This window comes from Natranaerobius thermophilus JW/NM-WN-LF (assembly GCF_000020005.1).
GTDB classification, from domain to species: Bacteria; Bacillota; Natranaerobiia; order Natranaerobiales; family Natranaerobiaceae; genus Natranaerobius; species Natranaerobius thermophilus.
In genome coordinates this window covers 398,208-422,223 of the sequence record NC_010718.1, presented here as the reverse complement: position 1 = coordinate 422,223, position 24,016 = coordinate 398,208, and the positions used below count along the sequence as shown (strand labels likewise).

The 24,016-nt window shown below is 34.6% G+C and carries 23 protein-coding genes; 8 read left to right on the top strand and 15 right to left on the bottom strand.

All coding sequences use genetic code 11. From position 1 onward, the window contains the following. The 6 genes from NTHER_RS02165 to tsaE all read right to left on the bottom strand — a co-directional run bounded on the left by NTHER_RS02165 (position 1) and on the right by tsaE (position 6,100). Positions 1-1,377: a DUF512 domain-containing protein gene (locus NTHER_RS02165; RefSeq protein ID WP_012446887.1), complete on the bottom strand. Its 1,377-nt coding sequence runs from the start codon at positions 1,375-1,377 to the stop codon at positions 1-3. 4 nt (positions 1,378-1,381) lie between these two features. Beyond that, positions 1,382-2,779 (bottom strand): UDP-N-acetylmuramate--L-alanine ligase, encoded by a 1,398-nt coding sequence (gene murC / locus NTHER_RS02160; RefSeq protein ID WP_012446886.1) that lies wholly within the window; start codon positions 2,777-2,779, stop codon positions 1,382-1,384. A gap of 432 nt (positions 2,780-3,211) precedes the next feature. Beyond that, a complete protein-coding gene (gene tsaD, locus NTHER_RS02155; protein ID WP_012446885.1) occupies positions 3,212-4,246 on the bottom strand; it encodes a tRNA (adenosine(37)-N6)-threonylcarbamoyltransferase complex transferase subunit TsaD in 1,035 nt (344 codons plus the stop codon). A 196-nt stretch (positions 4,247-4,442) separates the two neighbouring features. Then, a complete protein-coding gene (rimI, locus tag NTHER_RS02150; RefSeq protein ID WP_012446884.1) occupies positions 4,443-4,934 on the bottom strand; it encodes a ribosomal protein S18-alanine N-acetyltransferase in 492 nt (163 codons plus the stop codon). Further along, on the bottom strand, positions 4,927-5,637 hold the full coding sequence (tsaB, locus tag NTHER_RS02145) for a tRNA (adenosine(37)-N6)-threonylcarbamoyltransferase complex dimerization subunit type 1 TsaB (RefSeq protein ID WP_012446883.1): 711 nt from the start codon (positions 5,635-5,637) through the stop codon (positions 4,927-4,929). The genes rimI and tsaB overlap by 8 nt, the downstream gene beginning before the upstream one ends. Then, positions 5,618-6,100, bottom strand: coding sequence for a tRNA (adenosine(37)-N6)-threonylcarbamoyltransferase complex ATPase subunit type 1 TsaE (gene tsaE / locus NTHER_RS02140; protein WP_012446882.1), 483 nt, complete (start codon positions 6,098-6,100; stop codon positions 5,618-5,620). Before tsaE ends, tsaB begins: the two co-directional genes overlap by 20 nt. Before the next feature lie 166 nt (positions 6,101-6,266). On the opposite strand from tsaE, the gene NTHER_RS02135 reads away from it, so the two are divergent. From NTHER_RS02135 to NTHER_RS02120, 4 genes are all read left to right on the top strand, one after another. After that, positions 6,267-7,316: a PRC-barrel domain-containing protein gene (locus NTHER_RS02135; RefSeq protein WP_012446881.1), complete on the top strand. Its 1,050-nt coding sequence runs from the start codon at positions 6,267-6,269 to the stop codon at positions 7,314-7,316. 265 nt (positions 7,317-7,581) lie between these two features. Next, positions 7,582-8,964 carry a TldD/PmbA family protein gene (locus NTHER_RS02130; RefSeq protein WP_012446880.1) on the top strand — a complete coding sequence of 461 codons (1,383 nt, stop codon included), beginning with the start codon at positions 7,582-7,584 and terminating at the stop codon, positions 8,962-8,964. Then, on the top strand, positions 8,957-10,267 hold the full coding sequence (locus NTHER_RS02125) for a TldD/PmbA family protein (RefSeq protein WP_012446879.1): 1,311 nt from the start codon (positions 8,957-8,959) through the stop codon (positions 10,265-10,267). The genes NTHER_RS02130 and NTHER_RS02125 overlap by 8 nt, the downstream gene beginning before the upstream one ends. 154 nt (positions 10,268-10,421) lie before the next feature. Further along, positions 10,422-10,658: a hypothetical protein gene (locus NTHER_RS02120; RefSeq protein WP_012446878.1), complete on the top strand. Its 237-nt coding sequence runs from the start codon at positions 10,422-10,424 to the stop codon at positions 10,656-10,658. A 103-nt stretch (positions 10,659-10,761) separates the two neighbouring features. On the opposite strand, the gene NTHER_RS02115 is transcribed toward NTHER_RS02120, so the two are convergent. Together NTHER_RS02115 and NTHER_RS16435 are read right to left on the bottom strand one after the other, a co-directional pair. Further along, entirely contained in the window at positions 10,762-12,387 is a 1,626-nt protein-coding gene (locus NTHER_RS02115; protein ID WP_012446877.1) for a recombinase family protein, read from the bottom strand. Positions 12,388-12,410: 23 nt separating this feature from the next. Next, on the bottom strand, positions 12,411-12,614 hold the full coding sequence (locus NTHER_RS16435) for a DUF6870 family protein (RefSeq protein WP_331446319.1): 204 nt from the start codon (positions 12,612-12,614) through the stop codon (positions 12,411-12,413). A 248-nt stretch (positions 12,615-12,862) separates the two neighbouring features. On the opposite strand from NTHER_RS16435, the gene NTHER_RS02110 reads away from it, so the two are divergent. Continuing rightward, on the top strand, positions 12,863-13,291 hold the full coding sequence (locus NTHER_RS02110) for a hypothetical protein (protein ID WP_012446876.1): 429 nt from the start codon (positions 12,863-12,865) through the stop codon (positions 13,289-13,291). Between the two features lie 149 nt (positions 13,292-13,440). On the opposite strand, the gene NTHER_RS02105 is transcribed toward NTHER_RS02110, so the two are convergent. Further along, positions 13,441-14,616 (bottom strand): DUF2325 domain-containing protein, encoded by a 1,176-nt coding sequence (locus NTHER_RS02105; protein WP_012446875.1) that lies wholly within the window; start codon positions 14,614-14,616, stop codon positions 13,441-13,443. 587 nt (positions 14,617-15,203) lie between these two features. Here NTHER_RS02105 and NTHER_RS02100 point away from each other — a divergent pair. After that, the gene (locus NTHER_RS02100; protein WP_012446874.1) at positions 15,204-15,725 is read left to right on the top strand and encodes a DUF6557 family protein; all 522 of its coding nucleotides are present in this window, start codon (positions 15,204-15,206) and stop codon (positions 15,723-15,725) included. Positions 15,726-15,935: 210 nt separating this feature from the next. Here NTHER_RS02100 and NTHER_RS02095 read toward each other — a convergent pair whose 3' ends face one another. After that, positions 15,936-17,720: a hypothetical protein gene (locus NTHER_RS02095; RefSeq protein ID WP_012446873.1), complete on the bottom strand. Its 1,785-nt coding sequence runs from the start codon at positions 17,718-17,720 to the stop codon at positions 15,936-15,938. A gap of 136 nt (positions 17,721-17,856) precedes the next feature. Continuing rightward, positions 17,857-18,426, bottom strand: coding sequence for a hypothetical protein (locus NTHER_RS02090; RefSeq protein ID WP_012446872.1), 570 nt, complete (start codon positions 18,424-18,426; stop codon positions 17,857-17,859). Between the two features lie 531 nt (positions 18,427-18,957). On the opposite strand from NTHER_RS02090, the gene NTHER_RS02085 reads away from it, so the two are divergent. Together NTHER_RS02085 and NTHER_RS02080 are read left to right on the top strand one after the other, a co-directional pair. Continuing rightward, positions 18,958-20,349: an ISNCY family transposase gene (locus NTHER_RS02085; protein WP_202943851.1), complete on the top strand. Its 1,392-nt coding sequence runs from the start codon at positions 18,958-18,960 to the stop codon at positions 20,347-20,349. Positions 20,350-20,445: 96 nt separating this feature from the next. Then, on the top strand, positions 20,446-21,570 hold the full coding sequence (locus NTHER_RS02080) for an IS256 family transposase (protein WP_012446870.1): 1,125 nt from the start codon (positions 20,446-20,448) through the stop codon (positions 21,568-21,570). Between the two features lie 25 nt (positions 21,571-21,595). Here NTHER_RS02080 and NTHER_RS02075 read toward each other — a convergent pair whose 3' ends face one another. From NTHER_RS02075 to NTHER_RS02060, 4 genes are all read right to left on the bottom strand, one after another. Then, the gene (locus NTHER_RS02075; protein ID WP_012446869.1) at positions 21,596-21,880 is read right to left on the bottom strand and encodes a hypothetical protein; all 285 of its coding nucleotides are present in this window, start codon (positions 21,878-21,880) and stop codon (positions 21,596-21,598) included. A gap of 56 nt (positions 21,881-21,936) precedes the next feature. Continuing rightward, positions 21,937-22,251 carry a hypothetical protein gene (locus NTHER_RS02070; protein WP_012446868.1) on the bottom strand — a complete coding sequence of 105 codons (315 nt, stop codon included), beginning with the start codon at positions 22,249-22,251 and terminating at the stop codon, positions 21,937-21,939. Between the two features lie 275 nt (positions 22,252-22,526). After that, positions 22,527-22,841, bottom strand: a complete 315-nt coding sequence (locus tag NTHER_RS02065; RefSeq protein ID WP_012446867.1) for a hypothetical protein — start codon at positions 22,839-22,841, stop codon at positions 22,527-22,529. A 514-nt stretch (positions 22,842-23,355) separates the two neighbouring features. Continuing rightward, the gene (locus NTHER_RS02060; protein WP_012446866.1) at positions 23,356-23,940 is read right to left on the bottom strand and encodes a tyrosine-type recombinase/integrase; all 585 of its coding nucleotides are present in this window, start codon (positions 23,938-23,940) and stop codon (positions 23,356-23,358) included. Positions 23,941-24,016 lie beyond the last annotated feature (76 nt).

Below are 24,016 nucleotides of genomic sequence, written 5' to 3'. Positions count from 1 at the left end.
TTATGTTAATAGATCAACTGTGACATTAAACTCCTTTTCTAAGTCTTTATAATGCATACCAAATAGGTCTAAGCCATTTTCAAAGGGTTTGGCAGGTAGAATCAACTGTTTAATGTCTATGTCTTTGTGCTTAGAGTAACCTTTTGTCAGTAAATTATTCAATTTTTTGCGAAAGTCTGCAACTGTTAACAAACCTGCACATCTAATATTGCCACCAAAACTAGAGTTTTTTACAATCTGGACTTCTTTAGCTAAATCTTCGTTTAATTGGTTTAAAGCTAGTTTAATAGGATTATAACCCAATTCAGAGACTAATATTTTTGTAACCGAATTTCTAGGGTATTTTTGGGCTACTTTGTTGATTTTATCTATTACTTCCCAACTAATATCAAAGTTAACTGCTATACCCGAAGGTTCTTTAGCTACTTTCGGAATTTCACAATCAAATTTGACACCATCTCTCAAGACTGTTACTTGTGGATTAGCTCTTTCTTTCAGTTTATTGAAACCATCCACTCTACTAGCCACTGGATCGGAATCTACTGCCAAAATTTGATCACCCGTCATCAAACCACTATGGGTAGCTGCACTATCAGGGATTATTCCCTCAACAATACAGTTCAAATCAGTGATATCAGGAGGTTCAATCAGAACAGGGTAATTTACTTTTTGATTAATCTTAGATAGGGCTTTTTTCATTGTCTGTTCCATATTACTAGTAATTTGATAGTTTTTAGTAGAAAATCGGGTGTATCCCGGAATAAAAACTCTACAAGACTTGGCCCCATAAAATTCTAAATGAGTAATTAAATCTTCCAGTTGATTCTCATCTAAGATCTGGGGTATCCAAACAGTACTTCCATGATAATCAATATTATTTACTGCCAACTGTTCTAGTATAAACTTAAAGTCCTCTTGTCCAGTATCGCCCATCAGATAGTATCTATCCTCTGCTTTTAAACCATTAACCGAAATGTTTAGTTCCAGAGGTTCTAAGCTCTTTAAAAATTCGATTTTATCCCGATCTAAAAAGGAACCATTAGTCGTAATTTGGATAGTAGTGTCCTTAAATTTTTTCCTAATCAATGTCAAGATTTCAAGAATATCTGGATTAACAAAGGGCTCACCCTCAGTAATTCTAGTCGCAGACTCTCCGATGATAATTTTTTTAGTGGGATCCAAAAAATCCAGTAGTTCTTTGATCTTCTTGACGGACAAATAGGGAAGCGAAAAAGTTTGTAATTGATCTGGATTTTGCTTATTGCTGCAAAATACACAGTTCAAATTACAACCGCTTCCCAAAGGTAAAATATTATTTTGTGAAATTGTTGTAATTATTTCATTATAAAACTGATCCATAGGGCTCTGATAACACATTTTATTAACCTTCACTGTTAAGTTGCTTTTGATAATCTTCGTCAACCAGCCAATGGGCAACTTTCCAAATATCACCAGCACCCATAGTTATTACATAGTCACCTTTATCTACAATATTAGACACAATTTCGGCTATATCTTCCATGTCATCAGTCACGTAAACTTCTAAACCAGGTACATTTTCTTTAATCTTATCCTTAAGGTTTTTCGAATTCGCACCTGGAATTTCGTCTTCACCGGCAGCAAAAACTTTATGAAGAATGACAGTATCAGCTTCTTCAAAGGAACTTGCAAAATCATCCATAAAATATTGAGTCCTAGTAAAGCGATGGGGTTGAAAAATTGCAATCACTTTATTATCGCTTTGTTCTTGAGCAGTTTTTAAGGTTGCTTTTATTTCTGTGGGATGATGTGCATAATCATCCACTATAGTAGCACCTTGAAGTTGACCAATTTCCATGAATCTACGCTTGGCACCGGTAAATTTTTGTAATGCTCTTTTTATTGCAGTGGGAGAAATCTTTAAATCCAAAGCTACAGAAGCAGCTGCAAGTGCATTTAAAATATTGTGCTCTCCTGGAACCATTAATTCTACTTTAAAGCTATCAGCAAGGTCACTTTCAATAGTAAACTCTGTCGTACCTTTGTTTAACTTAAGATCCGTAGCCCTAAAATCAGCATCCTGGGAAAAGCCAAATGTTTTACAGTTCTTAGACATTCCTTCTAATAAGTAATCATGGTATTCACATTCAGAATAGATAAATACCTTCCCAGAATCGTCGATATTTTCTATGAATTGTCTATAGGATTTTAAAAGTTGATCAAAACTGCCATTATAGTGTTCTAAATGGTCTGCTTCAATGTTTGTGATAACTGCTATTTGAGGACTATACCTTAAGAAAGAATGGTCACTTTCACAGGCTTCTGCTACTACATACTCACTATCACCCACTCTCGCATTGCTTCCAAAGTTTGGTAGTTCTCCTCCAATTATACAGGTGGGATCAGCAGAAGCTTCTTCGAGAATCAGTGATAACATTGAAGTGGTAGTAGTTTTTCCATGGGCACCAGTAATGGCAATCCCATATCTGGAATTTATTAATTCTGCCAATAACTCCGATCTGTGCCACAAAGAAATACCCCGTTGTTTAGCCGCCAACAATTCAGGATTATCCCCAGGAATTGCCGTAGAATATATGACAAGATCTACACTATTTATGTTTTCAGCTTTATGGGATAGATAAATTTCAACTCCCAGTTCTTTCAAAAAATCAATTCTGGAAGAACTTGATATATCAGAACCCGATACTTGATAACCTTCTTCGATAAGCACCTGGGCCAAAGCACTCATTCCGTATCCACCAATTCCTATAAAATGTATCTTTTTAAAGCCCTTTAGCATGAAAATCCCTCTCTTCTCTCTAGACTACAATTTTTTTCATTAAAATTAAACACCGCTCTACATTATACCACAAATAAAAGCATATTTTTAGAATAGTATTCTCTTGGTGGTCATATATTATGTTTATTGAAGAAATAACGTTTTACTCCCAATACAGATGAGCTGACATGTTATAAAAATAATTTGAATATTAAATCAGTCCACAATTTCCACAGGGATATCCACAGAAAATTTATCAAATTCACCGCATTTTTGAAAGTTATGCACATTATCCACAAGTTTTTTACATAAATCTGTGGATAATTTTAAGAAAATAACGAATTTCTTTAGTAAACTAAGTTTTTAAAAATAAAATAAGGGTTACCCACCTTAAAATATCCACATGACTAGCCGTTATAATCTAGCTGTTTAATAAGGTGGACAACCCTTTAATTATGGACTCAAATTGGGGACCGCATTCAGATCCAGGGAAGCAATCCAGCCACGACGATAGTTATGATAACCCAGTGCAGCTATCATGGCTGCATTATCAGTACAGTACTCCAGTCTAGGAAGAAATAAATTTATTCCCTCTCCAGCAGTTGTTTCCTTAAAATTCGCTCTTAACTGTCCATTAGCAGAAACTCCTCCCGCTAGAACTATAGTATCAACCTGATTATCCCGAGCCGCAGAGATTGTTTTCTCCACAAGTGAGTCAACAACCACCTGTTGAAAACTTGCGCATATATCAGAGCTACTGTATTGTTCACCTTTCATTTTTTTCCGGTTCAAATAATTCAATACAGCACTTTTCAAACCACTGAAACTAAAATCGTATTCGTTTTCTAGCTTAGGTTTCGGAAAATCAACATTAGGTTGGCCCTTTTGAGCTTCCTTTTCAACAGCTGGTCCACCCGGATATCCCAGGTCTAAAGCTCTAGCAATTTTGTCAAAGGACTCACCGGAAGCATCGTCTCTACTGCGCCCCAGAAGCTTCCAATTATCGTGATCATACAAATAGTAAAGATTAGTATGGCCTCCTGAAACTATTAAAGCAATTAAAGGGAAACTAGGTAAGTTTGAATCTTTATCGTCGTCAGCAAGTATAAAATTGGCATATAGATGTGCTTTAATATGGTTAACGGGAATTAGAGGTATCTTTAGAGAATATGCTAAAGATTTAGCAAACGATACACCAACTAATAGTGGGCCAACCAGTCCAGGACCTTGAGTAACAGCTATGGCATTGATATCATTCATATTTAACCCTGCTTCGTCAACGGCCTTACTCACCAGTGGAGGAAGCAATTTTGAATGTTCCCTTGAAGCTATTTCTGGAACCACCCCTCCATATAAGGAATGAACATCGGTTTGAGAGCTAACTACATTACTTAAAACCTTCTGACCATTTGAGACTACAGAAACTGCTGTTTCGTCACATGAAGTTTCGATTCCTAGAATATATACAGTTTCTCTTTGAGTTTCCATATAAATCACCTTTCTTCTCAATAAATCTCAATTTGTATTTGGCTGTATTAAAGTTGAATGTTGATAGTTGAACTTTTTTCACATCCATTATTTTGGGCTGCTACATCTAAAAATCCCTAACAGTAGAATTAAAGTTTCCTGATCACTGCTCCTCCCTGAATCAACAACGGAGTATAAAAAACCTTGTATTTAACAACTAATGGTTATTCTCCATACTTTTATACATTATTAAAGCATCCTCGTTGTTATCACGATAATAATTAGGCCTAATCCCATAGATTTTAAAACCTAAAGCCTGGTATAACTTTTTAGCAACAGTATTGGTTTTTCTGACCTCTAGGGTTGCTTTATTGGCTCCTCTATTCTTGGCATGTTCTAATAGAGCTTCCACTACCAACTTACCTGCACCTAATCCACGGTAGTTAGGAGAAACTGCCACATTTGTGATATGGGCATCTGTTCTAATTAACCAGTATCCTCCATAGGCAAAAATAGTTGGTTGCAAATTACTATTTATATCCTCAAAAACCAGATATGTAGCGAGAAAGTTTTCTTGTAATTCATGGCGAAAAGCATTCTCAGACCAGGGAGAATTGAAAGACTGTCCTTCAATTTCTAGTACCTGATCTAAATCATCTTGGGTCATTGCCCTAATTCTAAATTCTGGAAATAAGTCTCTGCTAGCCATTATCTTCTTCCTCCCGCTTCCTTTCTGCTTCAGATTTTCTTAAGTATAAAGGAGTCAATTCCTCCGGAGCACAACCTTCCCCAACATTTATTTTATTTAAACCAAGACGGGCTATAGAAAATCCCCTGTTAAGTTCTAGGTCACCAGTACTATAATTTACAGAAGCAACTACATCTGATAACAGCTCTTCCTTATAAGGAGAAAAACCATCTCCGACAAAGGTAATGATATCCCTGTCTGTTAAATCATTATTCAGCTCCGCTATCAAATCTTTAGGTTTCATGATGCTGTAGTCCCAAACCTGTTCAATCTCTTTTTCATTAACATAATATAGTGAAGTGTACAATTCCTGCTTTTTTGCATCCATAATCGGACATATATATCCCAAAGTTGCCCTTTGATAAGCCAGGGCATCTAAGGTACTTACTCCCACTAAGGGAATCTCATTTCCCATGGCAAGCCCTTGGGCAGTTCCAATACCAATTCTCAGCCCGGTAAAGGCACCTGGTCCTCTCGAAACAGCGATACCTTCTATTTCATCAATCTTAATTCCTAAACTATCTAATAATTTATCAATCAACGGCATTAACCGCTCCGAATGTGTTTGGAAATTATTCAGTATAAATTCACCCATCAATTTATTCCCGTCTATTAATGCAACACAACATGTTTTAGTGGCAGTGTCAATTCCGAGTACCTTCATCACTAAACACCTCTTGTCTCAATTTTGATACCAGTTCTTGGTAATATCCCCCATAGGGTTCGATTATTATTTGTCTGCCTTCAGGGTCAGCTCCAAGTTTCAAGCTCACCTGTAGATAACTATTTGGTAACTCAGGTAGCTTTTCACTCCATTCAACTACAGAAATCCCTTTTCCATATAAAAATTCCTCAATACCGAGTTCCAAAAATTCTTCCGGATCTTCTATACGGTATAAATCAAAATGATATAAAGGTATAGAACCCGAATACTGATTCATTAATGTAAAGCTTGGACTTGTAACTGGTTCATCAATATCCAAGCCCTGAGCTATTCCTTTAGTAAAAGTGGTTTTTCCAGCACCTAAATCTCCTGTCAATAGAACAATATCTCCCGGACCGAGTAATGCTGCAAGTTGTTCGGCTATTGAGATGGTCTGCCGCTCTTCTATGGTATTTATGTTCATATATTCTCGCCCCTTTCATCCGTGAACAGATCAGCAAATAACACTGTTATGCCTTCTATAAAATTTATTATATCATTCTTCCTGGTGAAATTCATAGGCGCTATTATAATTATCAAGCAATGTGGAAAACTAAGACAGTCATAATATAGTAAAAGGGGGTATACAAATGAGAAAAAATGAAGTTGTTTCTTTACCTGTAATATCCATTGATACTGGTAAAGCCTTCGGTAAAGTCATTGATATAATCCTTGATGTGAACAAAAAGGCCGTCACAAGTATTATGTTCGGTGAAGGTAAGTTCTTTTCTAATCGCCCATCACATCTTGTCAGTCTAGATAATGTTCAAACCATTGGACCCTATGCCGTTACTATTCCCAGTGAACACGTAATTTTACAACAAGGAGAAACGGAATGGGAAAGGGAACATTTAGAAAAATCTCCTATTGGTAAAAAAGTTATCTCAGATCACGGAGAGTTTTTAGGAATTTGTAACGATTATCAGTTTAATTTTCCAGGAGGTCAATTGGATAGCTTAATCCTATCCAAAAGCAAAAGAGCTGAACAGCTTTTTGAAGTTCCAGCCCAACAGATTGTCACATTAGGTACTGATTACATCATCATGTCTTATTATGAACAAGAGTCCACATTAAATACCAGCCCGGTGACACCACAATCTGATATTCCCGACTATCAAGAACCAGATCAATTAATCGGCAAAATAGCTACCCAAACTGTTCAGGATGGTCAAGGAGGAGTAATCATTTTTGAAGGTGAAAAAATTACACCAGAGGTCGTTGACTTGGCTACACATCATAATGTTTTAAAGACCTTGGCATTTGTAGCTAACGATCAGCAAACTCCACCAAGATTCGCCCAACAAGCTAGCACCCCGGGAGCACAGTACTCAGATGCAAGGCAGAGATACGAACCTGATCAGGAGTGGCAGACCCGACTCAAAGAAATACTAGACCAGGCCGGTGGTGATATTGAAGAAAAGCTGAAAGGCTTTTTAATTAACAAAAAACCCGCTTATAATGTGGTATCTCAAGATGGCCACATAATCAAAGAAAAAGGGCAACCAATTGAAATCAGTGATATCGAACAGTTAAGGGATAGAAATGATTTAATGCGCTTGGCTGCATCTATTACAGCTACTGAAATTGATGATTTTATCACATCCTTAGAACAGAAATTTCAACGATTAATGAAAAATTAATCAAAAAAATTTTATATTAGTTATTTACACAGGGCTGCTACTATCAGGAGCAGCCCTTGATTAATTGTCTGCTTTAATAATTATTTGTTTATTAATTTTGATTAGAATTAATTGTTTGTTTCATTGATAGTTATAATATTTTAAGGATAATACGAATAATAACTTTAAAGTTTCTATTTTTATCAAAAGGATATCAAATAATCCATCAAGAATTTATAGTAGGCAAAGATACATCTATTTTAAACAATAAGGAGGTTGAACTATCTTGAGAGACTTTTTACAATCCGCTCTCAAAGGGAAGTCTGCCGATTTTATAGAAATACGAGTCCAAAAAACTTTACAAAATAGAATTGAATTCCAAGGCCAGGACTTAGATAGAATTGATTCTTCAAATGACTATGGTGGAAATGTTAGAGCAATAGTAGATGGAGGAGTTGGATTTGTCTCCTTTAACAAATTAGACGATATACATGAAAAGGTTAATTTGGCCATTGAACAAGCTAAATTAATTGGCGATAGGATCCCTGAAAATACTAGCTTTTCTGATGTAGAGCCTGTAGTTGATCATGTCACTGTTGAACCACAAGAAGATCCTCGCAAATTGAGCTTAACCCAAAAGAAAGAGCTTTTAGAAGAATACAATGATATTATACTTAGTTACGGGAAACCGGTTACAAGTTCTAGAATTAGATATTTTGATAATTTTACAAAACTTTACTACATAAATACTGATGGCAGTTATATTGAACAAGAGAAATTAGATTTAGGTGGCGGCATTATAGCTATTGCAGCTGATCAGGGTCATTCACAAATGTCAGTTGTGGGTTTTGGAAGTTCTGATGACTTCGGTGTTGTTAGGAATTTACATGACCGAATAAATAAAGCCTGCCAAAAAGCCACCCAAATGACCAAGGCAGATCCCATAAAGGGTGGCAGTTACCCCGTGATTTTGGATCCATCCTTGGCAGGTGTTTTTGTTCACGAAGCTTTCGGACACTTAAGTGAAAGTGATCAACTCTACGAAAACAAACGTTTAAGAGAAATTATGAAATTAGGCACCAAATTTGGTGGCAGACACTTGAATATATACGACACCGGTGATACACCAGGTGCCAGAGGATATTTAAAGTATGACGACGAAGGAGTTAGAACCCAAAAAACAGATTTAATTAAAGAAGGAGAACTAGTAGGAAGACTCCACACCCGTGAAAGTGCCGCTAAAATGGGAGAAAAACCAACTGGAAATGCTAGGGCAATAAATTATAATCATCCTCCAATTTGCAGGATGCGAACAACATGTATAGCACCCGGGGACGCCACCTGGGAAGATATGATAAAAGACGTGAAACTGGGAGTTTATGCAGTAGATGCTTACGGCGGCCAGACAAACGGTGAAATGTTTACATTTAAGGCCGGGGAAGCCTACATGATCAGAGATGGAAAACTTGCAGAAATGGTTCGGGACGTGAATTTGACCGGAAATGTCTTCGAAACCTTGAATAATATAGATCTGATTTCTAGCGATTATCAGGTTAAAGATACTGGCGGTGGATGTGGAAAAGGTGAGCAAGGTCCCCTCCCAACCAGTCAAGGCTCACCTTCGATCAGGATTCAGAATGTAATTATAGGAGGGAAATCCGATGGATAAACTGCTCTCTTTAGCAAAGAAAAAAAACGAACAAGCAGAACTGTTTGAGGTGTCTGTAACCAGGACTCCAGTTGAATTCGAAAATAACAAACTTAAAAACATAAAAACCAAAGAACAAAAATCCACAGCACTAAGGTTGATCTCTCCAGATAATCGCCTGGGTTTTTGCACTACTACTTCTACTGAAGACAAAGCTGAAGATCTGTTAAACAAAGCCAGAGAAACCAGTCAGTTTGGAAGAAGTTTTCAACCCAGTTTACCTAAAGTTAATCCTGAAGAATTAGATAATATGTACGATCAAGATGTTATGGATTTACCTACTGAAAAAATGATAGAAATGGGCGAAGAAATAGTAGATAGTATTAGAAGTAAGAATTCCGAAGCTTTAGCCAGTGCCAGTATTGAAAAAACGCAATTACAGGTGAAAATCAAAAATTCCGAGGGATTAAATACCGAGTACGAAAGAACTGCCTTTTCCGTAAGAGGTGGAGCTATGTTATTAGTAGGAAAAAGTTTTTTGCGTATCGGTCAAGGTAAAAAATTACCCCGGCTATTCACTGACCTGACTGCTTTAAAAAATGAATTGATGCAGGACTTACATTACGGTTCTAAAGAAAAAGAGATCAACAGTGGCAGCTACAAAGTAATTTTTGCCCCGGAGGCCATGAGCGATTTTATGCGACCAATACTGGCCAGCCTTAACGGTCAAAGTGTAGAAAAAGAAGTTTCACCATTTAAAGATAAACTCGACCAACAGCTTTTTGATGAAAAAGTGAATTTAACTGATATGCCTCATCGTCCATTTTCGCCGGGAATGTGTCCTGTTGACGATGAGGGAGTACCAACAAAAGAAACAGACCTAATAAAGAATGGAACTATTAAAACTTTCCCGGTCGATCTATTAACAGCTCATTCTCTAGGTGTAGAACCTACGGGACATGGTATCAGACAAAGCCCTTATTCTTTACCCGCTCCGGATTTACACACATGTGTCCTGTCACCAGGTGAAATGGCTTATCACGATATGATAGGAGAGTTAGATCGAGGGATTATCATAAAAGATTTAATGGGTGCTTGGGCAGGTAATCCTTACAGCGGTGAAGTTAATGGCAATATTTCTTTGGGCTACTTAGTTGAAAACGGAAAAATTATTGGAAGAATTAAAGATTGCATGGTAGCTGTCAATGTATTTGAAGCTTTACAAAATCAGCTAGTTTCCTTTAGCCAGGAGGCTAAATGGATAGGTAATAGATTATTCCCTTACGCATTACTAGAAGGTATAGACATAACTGCTAAAAATTAAATATAACCTGATTTACAAAAGCTGTTCCCTTGTTAAACTGGGGAACAGCTTTTTTTCTTTACTTCGATTTATTTCCCATAGTCCTGACATTATCTGTAACAAATGTGAATACTTTTTTATAAGAAGCTTAATCAAAAACTCTGGGGGAGTTGTTATGTTTTTTACTGTTAATTTTAGAAGAAAGATGTCTACTATTATTATGATAGGATTTTTCATCTTTATTGGCTTATTCGGTTATTTTTCGATTTATCATCAAGAAACCGCCACTGTCATCCCCGTTGTTAACGAAGAGGAAAAAGAAGAGGAAGAAGAGAAAAAAGCTCCTATCTACTCTGTTGAAACTGACCAAAATAAATTGGCCATTTCTTTTGATGCAGCCTGGGGTGCGTAATGTTTATTACACACTCATTAATATAGCTCCTAAAACCCTATTAAGGATTTAAACTATTTCGAAATAGAAATAAAAGTGGCAGCGAAAATACTGCCACTTTTTATCATAGTGCCACACTTGATATTTCAGATTTCAATTCTTGAGCTAATTCAAATGGCGAAGCTCCAGCGAATTTGATTTCAGATATTTGGTCGGTTCCTACAGTTATGGTATCTATAAGTTTTAAAGCTATTTCTCTATCTATTTTGTTAATTTTCAGAAAGTTATTATAAAACTTTTCTAAGTCCTTAACTTTCTCCTCCCAATCATTAATTACAGATTCTTTGCTTGATGAAACTTGTAATTTCCCCAGTTCATTTTCTATGGTATTAATTTCATTTACATATTCAGACCTAGTCTCTTTATATTCCTCTTGGTCAATTATACCATCTGCATACTCTTCCCTTAAAATTTTTAAAGATTCTTTTAAAGTTTTTAGGCGATTTTCACGCTTTTTTCTTTTAATTTCAATAACATCCTTACCACTTACTTCTTGGTATTTCTTTTTTATATCGTTCAAAAGAGTTCTAATATCAATTGTAAGCTTAATAATCAAATTTAATTGCTCTATGACCACTTCATTTATAACTTTTGTTTTGATATTATGATTGGAGCAGTATTTCTTCCCATATTTAGCATAGGTACCGCACATATACATATCCCTATCACTTCTATATACCATCTTTGAGCCACAATCCTCACAATATACAAGTCCTGAATACACATTATCTGGTAAAACACTCGGAGAGTCATTATTCTTAACATTTTTACTTCTACTATTAATTTTTTTCCCAACTAACTCAAATGTTTCATCGTCAATAATTTTCTCAACTGCATTATCTACTTTGATTAACTCAGACTCTCCACTTTTTTTTCTACTATTAATTTTATAGTTAATTTTTGGATGCTTTCCCTGTACGAGTGTGCCATTATAAATAGGTTCTGTTAAAATTTTCCTAATAGTTGAAGGACTCCACAACCTCCTATTAGCTCTTGGATTTTTATAGTTTGATTTTTTCATTTTTTTATAAGCAGAAGGTGATGGTATTTTTTCAGCATTTAATATTTTAGCTATAGCTGAAAACCCATAACCTTTTAAATATAAATCCACTATTTTCAATATTATAGGTCTGACCTCTTCATCAACAATTAACTTATGCTTATCATCAAGGTCTCGTTCAAATCCATAAGGTGGAGAAGCCCCTATAAATTTACCCTCAATCATTTTAGTTTTTAGCGAGCTTTTAACCTTTTGTGAAATATCACTACAATAGTTCTCATTCATTAATCCTCTTATCTTTCTTTCAAAAGCCTGGTTTTCAGAAGCAGTATCTACATTATCAACCACTCCAATAAATCGTGTCCTGTATTTTGGAAATATTTCTTCAAAATAAACCTCTGTTGCCACGTTTCTTCCAAACCTGGACGCATCTTTCGATATTATTACATCAATTTTATCATTTTCAACTTCTTCCTTCATTTTTAAAAATTCAGGTCTATTAAAGTTTGAGCCAGTATAATCTAGGTCCACATATTCTCCTACTAACAACCATTTCTCATTATATTTAGTTTCACGATCTTTGATATAGTTTTCAATTATTTTATCCTGATTTTGAATACTTTCTTTCTCTCTATCACCATCTACCCTTGAGTAACGCATATATTTTGCATATTTTATTGTAGTAACCATGCTGCACCTCCTTTTCTAAAATTTTAAGCACTACCATATTTTTCAACAAAATATTTGTGAATCAACTCATCAATAGGCGTTTTACTTTCATTAAAAGCTATTTTAATCGGTTTTTCATTTTCTCTTTTCACGACATAAGGATTTTCTTTCTCCTTAAGAAATTTTTCAACTCTTTTTTCCTTAGATTCACTGAGATTGACTTTACTACTTAATTCATGATTGTTAATAATAACACCTCCTTTAAAATGATATTGTTTAAAATGTTTGTCCTATTAACTGGACAAAAAAATTAAGCCACCTCAAAGTGGCTTAAGAGAAAAATTATCTGTATTAATGTAATTGCAATAAAAAAACCCGTTTTCTCTGGACGCTTACTCTTATAGCGTCTAGGAAAACGGGTAATTAAAATCAAAAACTTGCCTGGATTTTATTGTAAATTTGTGATATTATGTAAACTAGAAATGGAGGTGATCACTTGATTGATTTTAATGCCATAACTAGTAAAATTCATGAACTTCAATACATATTAGAGAATAGTGTTAGAGATGAACATGTGATAATTGGATTTGTTCTGTTATTTATACCGCTTATGATTTTTTTAAGAATACGTGAGAAAAAATGGAAAAAACGAAAAGAAGAATTAATCGAATATGCAATGTTGCTTATAAAAGAAAACCAACAACAAGAAAGAGCCAAACAGAAAGAAACGCCAAAAAAACAAAATACAAGAAAACCAAAACCACAAAAACAATATGTACAAAACGTATATAGAAATGATATTGATGAAACGTCACCACCTATTACCGAATCACACAGACAACCTGTGGATCAACAATATAATCCTTGCCAGGATTTTTTTCAAGGATTTCTTGAGTATTATCCACCTACCATGCCCTGGTATTAATAAGATAGCAATAAAATAGAATTAATTCTTTAAACTGAAAACTCTCCCCTTTTATAAGAGATTTTTATAAATTTCATCAGACGTGGTAAATCCCACGTCTGATGAAAAATTTTTAGCTCAAGATTTTTAAGCATACATCTTATCAAAATTTAGTTGTTTCCAGCTGAACGACTACAATTTTTGCAATCATACCCAAGGTAATCTTCTACAGCGTATCTAAGCGAGTCAAGCCCTGCATTATTCACAAAGACAACTTTCTTAAACTTCTTCAACTGGAAGTGTACACTGTGAGAGCCATAATCTGTCACATGAAAAATCACATCAGTTGCTTGGGCTTTTTCTTTAACTAGATGATGATCATCATTACCATCTAAAAAAATAAATTCACCATTATAAATTTCAATGATATTTTTGTAGCCGTCTTTTCTCTGAGTATCTCCTATCACCAGCACTTTACTACCCGAAAAATTATTAGAACTTTGCTGTTTCTTATATTTCTCCAACTCACGCTCTAGTTCTTTGATTCTTTTTTCTTTTTCGGCTAACTCTGATTGGAGCTTGTCTACAGTTTTGCTATATTCTTTTCTTTCTTCTTCTTTTTGGGACCAGTTTTGTAAGGTTTCTTCCTCTAGTTGTTTCATATACTTGGTATCAATTTCTTTGTAATCATTTGCCGATATAATAGCTTCAATTTTGTCTTCACCTGTCTTATTAAAATAGTAGAGCACCGTTCCATGATTAAGAATTCCATCTTGTATTAAAACAGAAAGGATATCAAATTTCCCTTGCTCTTTTATATTCTTAACAAAATTTAAATGGGGTTTTATGGGATCAAATTCATTTTTAAAAAATCTTTGTATTTGATTTTCGTGGAGTTCAGGATGATTAGTAACTACCTGAATTATTAAATAGAAGTTTAGTAATTGGAAGTAGTTTTTATCCTTCATATATTGTCCCATTGATGATTCTGAGTCTAAATATAAGCTCTCTACATCTTGCATGAATGAAAATATAATACTTTCTTTTAACAACTCCGCTATATTTGCATCATTTCTTAATTCTGATTGCTTATAGTATCTTTTTGCTAATTTTTTAATAGTCCATTTAAATGCGTCTTCATCGTTTTTATAAAGTTTATCTTTTTTATTTTTGGGAAGCTTTACTAAACTTTCAATCATTTGAACTGTTTTGGAAGTGTCATTTCTCAGTTCTAGTTCAAAGTGCAAAATAAAGAACTGAAATGTAATCACATCCGTATAAGTTATCCCTTCTTCTTCTAGTACTTCAAGGATCCTTTTACTATTTTCATCCAAATTAAACAACATGATTATCAGCCCCCTTAAAAAGTTTTTAAAATAAAAATACTCCTGGTAATCAGGAGTACGCTTAAAGAGATATTCGATTAAAATCACACCGCTTTCGAGTGCTAAATTTTTTGGGAGACATATCACCTCCAAAAATATATTATGATATGTTATTGAGCCAATAACATTCTTAACCGACCCATATCTTGTGACTTCTAGTTCCTGTTATGTCAAGATTTATGGCAATTTTACTTGGGATAGATTTATGACCCTTAGTGTTACAACACCATTGGTTTTTAGATCATCTTGTTAGAAGTTATTTTGAAGAAGTATACTTATATTAAGTTTCTGCAAGGTCCTACACATCATAAACGCACCCTTACTATAAGTCCTGTAAAAACTTTCGTAGCAGGGTTTTCATCTGGTTACTATCAGGTAGATTTATATACCCTTATAATGTATTACCCACTTCTTTAATATCAATGTATTAGCTTCTTTATCTTTTAAATCTAATGAACGTAGTACTAATTATTATTAGCCCCCTTGTGTTCTATTAAAAAATGTGGTAAAAATCTGATTATCAGATATAGAAAGAAGAGGTGAGTTCTTTGCTTTTCAAGGATTTATTTAAGCAAAATGTGAATTTTGTGGCAGAAATAGAAGATAAAATCGTCGAACTTTTTCCACACGAAAAAGAAAATGTCGAAAAAGGCAATTACAGAAAACTCATGAATCAAATACTCAACCTAAAACCTCTGCTAGTCAATCTCATCACGGATATTGAAAAAATTGAGACAGACGAAGGTATAATTTACGATTTTGGGGTAAATGAATATCATTCGCCTAAGGACAAGCTTAATATTAAGAAAGAATTTGTTCTGGAACATGTACCCTGGGAGGCTTACCTTGGAATAGAAATCAGTGAGACCGACCTTTTAGAATTCGGTTCTATTGAACTTATAGCTATATTCTTAGAAAACATGGCTGGACTTGGCTTTGATTACGAAGATGGATTATCGATTAGGATGGATTTCTTGGAAAAAGCTAATGTTAAGCATATTAAAGGTGAAGTTATAGAATCTGATGTAGAGTTTGGAGATAATTATTTTGATGGTGATGAATTTCAATAATTCTACCTAGCATTGGACATATTATTTACTTTTTAAAGCTTACAAAACCTATAACCGTGGGATATTTCTAACAATAATGAAAAGGGTGGAACAATAGGCTTTAGTATTATTATATATAGCTTATTGTTCCACCCTTTTTACAATATAACTAAATTAACTGATATGACGGCTTTTAAGAAGAATAAAATTTCTATTTAGTGTCCATTATAATTACAGCTCATGATCTTCAGGTTTTAATAATATTTTAGGATAACCCTTTGATTTTATATTAAATTTGCTCTTCAATTTATTATTAGCAGGTTTTAAGATATACCCTTTATCAATAAGAATAGGGATAACTTTCTTAAACTCTTGCTTCAGTCGTTCTTTTTTAATTCTTCTACCTGATACTTTAAGCCCTGCCAATAGTTTGTCATGAGTATATCCATAATGGTATATCTGTGACTCTGCTTTTTCTAATATTTTTTCTCTTACTTTAATACCAAACTCACTGATGTTTTCATTTGAATGGTAAACTTTTTTAGCAAGTTCTTCATCATAATTTTTCACGTACACTTGACTTACAGTATTTATGGAGAAGCCTTGTTTCCTTAAATCAAAAGCTCTGTTTTCAATCTGGTTTTTAATCTCATAGTAATTTGGGACACTGTAAAAATTGATAACTCTCCTGTTATTTTCTCTAGCTCGTTTTAAAGATTCTTGAGTGACCTTATGGTTCTTAGGCGGATCCACTTTGTTAAGTAGACCCAACATGCAAAAAAGGTTAAGATAAGCATTTACTTTTTCTATAGGCTTATTTTTTTCCCTTGATAAGTATCTATTAGAAGTAAAAAATACAGCTTCTCCATTTTCATCATGTAATTCTGGAGTTATTTTAGTAAGTCCAATATTAAGAAGTTTCTCAAGTATGATAATTCCATATCTTGTCAATATATCAGTACTTTTCATTTCTTCAAGTTCATCTTTTAAGAAAGTCAAGTTTGCTATATACTTATTTTTCTGTCCCTCCATCCATTTCGTAGAAACCAGTTCTATGTTAAACGTATTAGTTATTTGAGAAATTATATCTTGCCATTTTGTCATTCCGTCTAACTGTAATAAATCAATAATTGTAAGTCCTGATCTACCATTATATGCTCTACAATTGGAAGAATTGCAAAAATATTGGTATCTCCCATTCTTCTTAGAAATAACAGCGGATGGATTATTATCGTGATGATAAAAACAATTGAAACTCTTATTCAGTAGTACATTGGTTTTTAAGTACTTTCTTATATCCTGTTGTTTTGCTACTTCAAAAAAGTCTGATATATTATAAATTTTGATCTTGTTGTTAACTCGTTCTATTTGTCCAGTATTTTGCTGATTTCTTGCTTTTGGCTTTTCAGTTTCAGCGTAAAACGACGAACGAATTTCTTCTTGGGTGTAGAGCTGATCAGGATTGATTTCTACAATTTTTCCACCAAACTTAGGGCTAGGGACTCTCATAGCTTGTCCCAGCCTATTAGTTACCCCTGTACAACTCCCGAAGTATTCAGCCATCATCTTTTGGGTATCAATAAATCTTTCAAGCACCTTATGTCTTTTACTTTCTTCTTCTTTTAAATGCCAGTAAGCATGAACTCCATTGGGGGTCATTACAATAGCTGTAGGTTTTAGCTTTAGTTCTTTCAACATCTTAACTGTTTCATTTTTCTTCTGTTCTTTTTGAGTTGCATCTTCAAACTCATGAAAATCAATGTCGATAAACTGTGCATTAACTCCAAAGATATCATCGTTCTTAGTCCCACCTGGATTTGTGATGAAATAAACTTTGTAACCTTGATCTGCTCTTGCTTCTAGCTTTTCTACAAACTGATTTAGTTCTGACAGGTCATTTAGTCTTAATTGGGGGTTATCTTGTTTTTGAGTGCCCCCTGTCGAAACTAGCTGAAAAATGATGTCCTTTTCATGAAACAGCTTAAAAAACTTTTGAAGATTTACGTTTTGTTGCATTTTAACACCTCCTGTAAAGTAATAAATCCCGATCGCAAAAAGCGAACGGGTATGTAATGGAGGTGTGATTTTTAAACATAAAAAAACGCCCCCTCAAATCTCTTGAGGGAGCTAACAATATGAAGTCATAGTAGTTTTACGGGTCACTGTTAACAGCAGTCTCTATCATCTGTACAAGGTCCTTAATATTTGCAATATTATTCTCACCGTGCTGACTATCTAATTCTTGGATTCTTTTATCAGATTGTTCAAAAAACAATTCATCTAATTGGGCTTTATGCCAGTTTTGAATAAGGTTTGTATGGTTTTCAGTTAAAACTAGTTCTTCTTTTTGTAGGTCATAAATTCTGCATATCCTATTATCTAAATCTTTTACAATTTCTAGTCTATCTTGAATATTTTCCATTCTTTCTATCTTTATTATTGAAGCTTTAACTAAAGTTTCAGATGCTAGATGTTTCAGATGCTTTTTGCTCCTGCAATGTTTGATTAGTGAAAATGGCCAACTAGCCGATGGGGTTCTAATGGAGTAGCAGCAAATGGCTTCTTCACTATGCTCATCAGGAGTCCACCTTTGTTTACTATCAAATTCACCTTCTGGATGAGTATCTCTATTTTTTCTATCTTCATACATCTCTTTAACTTTTTCTTCGATCTCTATGATTGGTCTGTTAAGTATTTCCATACCGTCAAATTTAGTAATCATTTAATCGTCCTCCTTTAACATTAAAATAGCACCCACCCCAGCTGGGCAGGTGCAATAAAGTTTATAAACTAACCTAATATTTTGATAAACTCATTAAGATTTGCCGCTTGTTTGGTTTGCGTTTCACCAACTGACTTAAGTTCAGCCTGTCTAAGTTTTGCAATCTTTTTAAACAACTCATTTGATCCTATATAATGTGATTCTTCAACAAACCAGAGCTGGTCTCGATTTACTATCGATAGGTTCGAAGATCTGTCTATTATTGAACCGATACTTTTACCAGGGTCTATAACTATATTTAAGTCATTATCTATATTACTGACTTTTTCTATTTTGAAAATGACGGCTTTTATTAAGGGATGACGTACAATATTTTGTGTAAAGGTTGACTAAAACAAAAAAAGTAGGGTATCCTCGGAATTTGGAGAAAAAACCCAAGCCGTTTTTACGGCTAGAAAGGAGGATACCCTACGTTGAGTAGTGTACCAAATTCCGAGCAAAAAAATCAACTAGAAGAAATCATGAATGTAATTGTTCTGTGATATTGTCACCCCTAGAATGTTCTGTGAAAATGTCACTATGACTAAAAAGGTGACATATCAAATGACCCAAGAAGAAATTAAAAAACTAAATATTATCAATCAAACAATTGATGGCTACTTAACCATTAGAGATGCAGCACGAGCTTTGAACCTCAGTGATCGACAAATTAAACGACTGAAGAAAGGAGTGCAACTAGAAGGACCCAGTTTTGTCATACATAAAAGCCGAGGTAAAAAGCCTGATCATTCTGTTCCTGAAAGTACTGAAAAACATATCATTTCTCTAAAGTTAGAAAAATACCCAAATGCAAATTTCACTCATTTTACAGAACTTTTAAACGAGCGAGAAAAAATCTCTATCAGTAGGCCAGTTGTTCATAGAATTCTTAGTAAAGCTGGAATTTCTAGTCCTAAAAAACATAAAAAGAGTAAGAGTCACCACAGACGCAAACGCAAGGACAGAATGGGACTTTTAGTACAAATAGACGCCTCACCTTATGACTGGTTTGACACTGGCTTTGATTGTGATTTACACGCTGCTATCGATGATGCCACAGGAGCTTTGCTAGGATTATTTTTTGTTGAAAATGAATGTCTTGAGGGATACTTTCAGATTATGCATCAGTTAATTTCAAACTATGGTATTCCTGCAAGTCTTTATAGCGATAAGCACACTATTTTTAGATCACCTAAATCGGACAAGCTTTCGATTGATGAACAGCTCGCAGGTAAACAAGTTAAGCCTACTCAATTTGGTGCAGCTATGGAAGAGTTAGGAGTCACTATTATACCTGCTAACTCTCCACAAGCAAAAGGACGAGTTGAAAGGCTTTTTGATACTTTACAAAGCAGACTGCCCACACTTTTTAAGCTACACAATATAACTACCATGGAGAAAGCTAATGAATTTTTACAAAAAGATTTCTTGCCTGATTTTAATAAAAGATTTGCCCTAAAGCCCGAAAATGAGCTATCGGCTTTTACCTGTTTAAATCAAGATATTAATCTTGATCATATACTTTGTTCTAAATTCAAAAGAACTGTGGACAACAGTGCCACTTTCTCTTTTGAAGGAAGTTACTATCAAATTTTAGATAAAAATAGTCAACTGGTTCCTAAATCTAAAGTTACTGTCCTATCTAATCCTAAATTTGGAGTTAAAGTAAAATATAAAGATATGGTGTTTGAAACTCAAATTGTGGACAAGCCTTCAACTACTAAAATGACCAAAAAAGTTAAAACAACGCAATCACCTAAAAATAGAATAGTCCCAGATGAAAATCACCCTTGGAGAAAACAAAGTGAAAGAACAAATCTTAACTACGACCTGACTGATCAAGAACTTTTAGATACTATACTAAATACCAGGGACCGAGTTTAAAACTCGGTCTACCTTCCTGGGGGGTGACATTTTCTCTGAACAAATTTATGCGTTTTTAGGTGACATTTTCAAAGAACATTGACACTAGAAGAAATCATGAAAAGTTTTGTTCAGGAATTTCTTCAAGAAAAAATTGAACTCATCATGCGTGAAGAAATTAGAAACTTTTTAAAAGAGCAAGACGAAAAGAATTATCGAAACGGCTATTACACACGTTCTCTAGACACCTTGTTTGGCCAAATCGAAGATCTTAATGTACCAAGGGATCGAAATGGTGATTTTCAAACCCAGCTAATAGAACCGTATCAAAAGCGTGATTGCTGGCTTGAAGAAGCTATCATCAGGATGTACCAAAAAGGTATGAGCACTCGTGATGTAGCAAAGTTCATTGAGACCCTTTTAGGCGATTCTTATTCGCCTAGTACGGTAAGTAATATTACTGAAGTAGCTTTAGAAGATATTCAAGAGTTTCAAAACAGGCCACTCAAAAAGCGTTATAGTGTTCTCTACCTGGATGGCATGAACATCAAGCTGCGGCGTGATTCAGTAGAAAATGAGTCTGTTTACATAGCTTGTGGTGTCGATGAAGAGGGGTACAGGGAAATACTAGGTTTCTACGTTGGTGGTAGAGAAAACGCCTTGGGTTGGCAAGAACTATTAAATGACCTGCACTCTCGTGGTGTACAGGAAGTATTGCTAGGTGTGTTTGACGGACTTCCTGGTTTGGCTGATGCTTTCAAGAAGGTGTTTCCTAAAGCTGATGTCCAGCAGTGCGTCATTCACCAGGTTAGAAATACTTTGAATGCCGTAAGAAAAAAAGACCAGTATGAAGTTGCTGAAGACCTAAAGCCTATATATAAGTCTTTTTCTAAAGAAGAGGCTCACCACCATTTCGAAAAATTTAAAGAAAAATGGGGTTCAAGGTATCCCCGTGTTGTAGATTCCTGGGAAAAGAATTTGCCTAATTTATTAACTTTCTTGGATTATCCATCTGATATTCGAGCTGTTATCTACACTACAAACTGGATCGAGAGAACTATTAAGGAAATTAGAAAACGTCTAAAGACTATGAACAGTTTAACTAGCCCAAAGGCTGCCGAAAAAGTGATCTTCTTTGCTATTCAGGACATCAATGTTCGATGGGCTAATAAAAAACTTCGTGGTTTCAAACAATGCCAGCACAAGCTACAAGAAATGTTTGAGCTAAGATACGACTGTTAAGACTTTTCCGAGGGCCCTACGCCCTTTACACAAAATTCTTGACACTACCTATTAAGGTTTCTACCGCTAATATCTTTAAGTGATTTTCAGTTTTGCAATGATCATATAGTTCTAATTTGTGATTAATATTAAAGCAGCAACTAGCCTTTTCTTGGGTTTCACTCGGATACCATATACCATCATAAAAATATCCTTCAGGCTGAAGCTCTCCTCTATTCCTTTCAACTAGTAACTCTTCAATACGTTCTTCTATCTCTGTTGGCGTTAGAGCCAGTATTTCTGTTGAATGAAAACTTGTAACTTTACTCATGCTTCACCTCCTTGAAATAGTTATAATTCTGCCTGGGCTATACTCCCAATCTCTAACTAAGCTTCATCAAGATAATCAGAAAGCTCTTCTACCAATTTCTGTGAGTTTATATTTCGATCTTCAGCCCAATCGAAGACTTCATCTACACTTAATGGAAGAATCACACTGTTACCGCTATAACTGTTAGTACCGACTTTTTCACCATATTCACTGAGTGCACCACCTTGAGCATAAAGAAAGTATCTGTCGTTTTTTGTTTTATATAACTCTTCAATTACATACTTAGCGTCATTTAGATCACCGTACTTATATGAAGCAATACGTTCAGCCTTATCAGTATCGTAAACCATACCATTGTGAATCCTTTTCATAATTTATCCCTCCTTAGTTTTTTGAATTTTCTGTTTTCTAAAAACATATTTAAACTAGGCCATTGTCATCACCCCCAAAGCCCCTTTTAATCTTTACTCCTTAAACTCTAAACATCGATTTTCAACAAAAAAATAGACGGTATACCAAGTTTCAAAAACCAGGTATACCGTTCAATGACTTGCTGTTATACTTTTGTGTGAAATCAAATTTATCTAGATACTCTTTCAATATTTCTACATTAAAAATTAGAGCCAAAGGCGTACCCAGGCTCTAATTAAGCTTCATCTAGAACTTCTGAAAGCTCCTTCAATATCTTCTTATCATCAATTTCTCTTCTTTCTACCCAATCTAGGACTCCTTCTTTAGTTAGTGGTATGATCGTGTTGCCACCACTGTAACTACTATTTCCTACGTTCTCAAAGTATTCGGTTTTAGGGCCTCCTTCACCATATAAGAAGTACCGCCCGTTTGAAGTTTTATAAAGTTTTTCTTTAATATAATTGAAGTCCCCCTTGTGTGAATAATAGTACTCAGCTAAAAGCTCCGCCTTATCAGTATCATAAACTAAACCATCAATAATTCTTTTCATGATAATCCCTCCAATTAAAGTTTTTGTTTGAATTTTCTGTTTTCTTGAAGCATATTTAAACTAGATCATTATCATCACCCCCTGTAATAGTTTCCTTGATCTTGATATTCTTTTCTTCTAACTACTCTCATACAAATCGGTACACGTGAACCGATTTTACATGTTTTACCATACTTCTTGATTCATCTTGATTTAATGAATAGCTGAACAACTCAAAAATTTTCCATAAAATAGAAAAATCCGCAGGGCTTATCGGAGAATAAAATCCCGACAAGCCTGCGGAGTTTGGCTCAAACGTAAAAAAACACATAGGTATCCGTTATCCTCTGATGGAGGACACTTTACCCACAAAACATTTATATTTTGTTGTGCGTGAAATAGTTACTATTATGAATATCTTCTAATAATATTATAAACAATTATCTGATACCTGTCAATAAAAAAGTGTTATTTTATTGTAAAAATGTATTATTATTCTAAATTTGATTGATATACATATAGATGAAACCTCATTTTACACCAATTGATTGTTCTTGCTTATCTTCTGATACATTTCGTCTTGCTGTCTGGTTGTAAATTGAAAATATACCAGGGTGCTAGCTATGTTCCTATGTCCCAAGTAATGCTGAAGCTCTTTCACGTCCAGACCCGTTTCAGCTAGGTGAACTGCTATGGAGTGCTTCATCACGTGGAAATGCCAATTTGTAACATCTTTTATTTTTGCTTTTTCACAGTACTTCTTCATAATCCTGTCCAAATTCTGCCGTGAAATTGGTGACCTTTTTTGGCTTTTGAACATTATCTCGTTCTCTTTCAATTGATAGGATTTGATATATTTCTTAAGGTAGCGAGCAGTTTTATTATCCAACCTAATTGTATTATTAAGAGAGTTTTTGTTCCGTCTAACATATAGTTCATTCATCTTTGGATTAAAATCTGATACCTGTATCAACCCAACTTCAGAAGCTCTCAACCCGCACCGATAAGCTATCCTAAACATGGTTATATCACGTAGCCAGTGCTTATCTTTGCTTTTCTCTATAGTTCGAAACAATTTATCTAACTCTTTTTGGGTCATGAATCTTACAGTTTCTGTCAATAATCTTCACCTCCTCTGCTTTAAAATATGGTCAAAAAGACCATTTTGACCATTTATAAAAATTGGATTTACACTT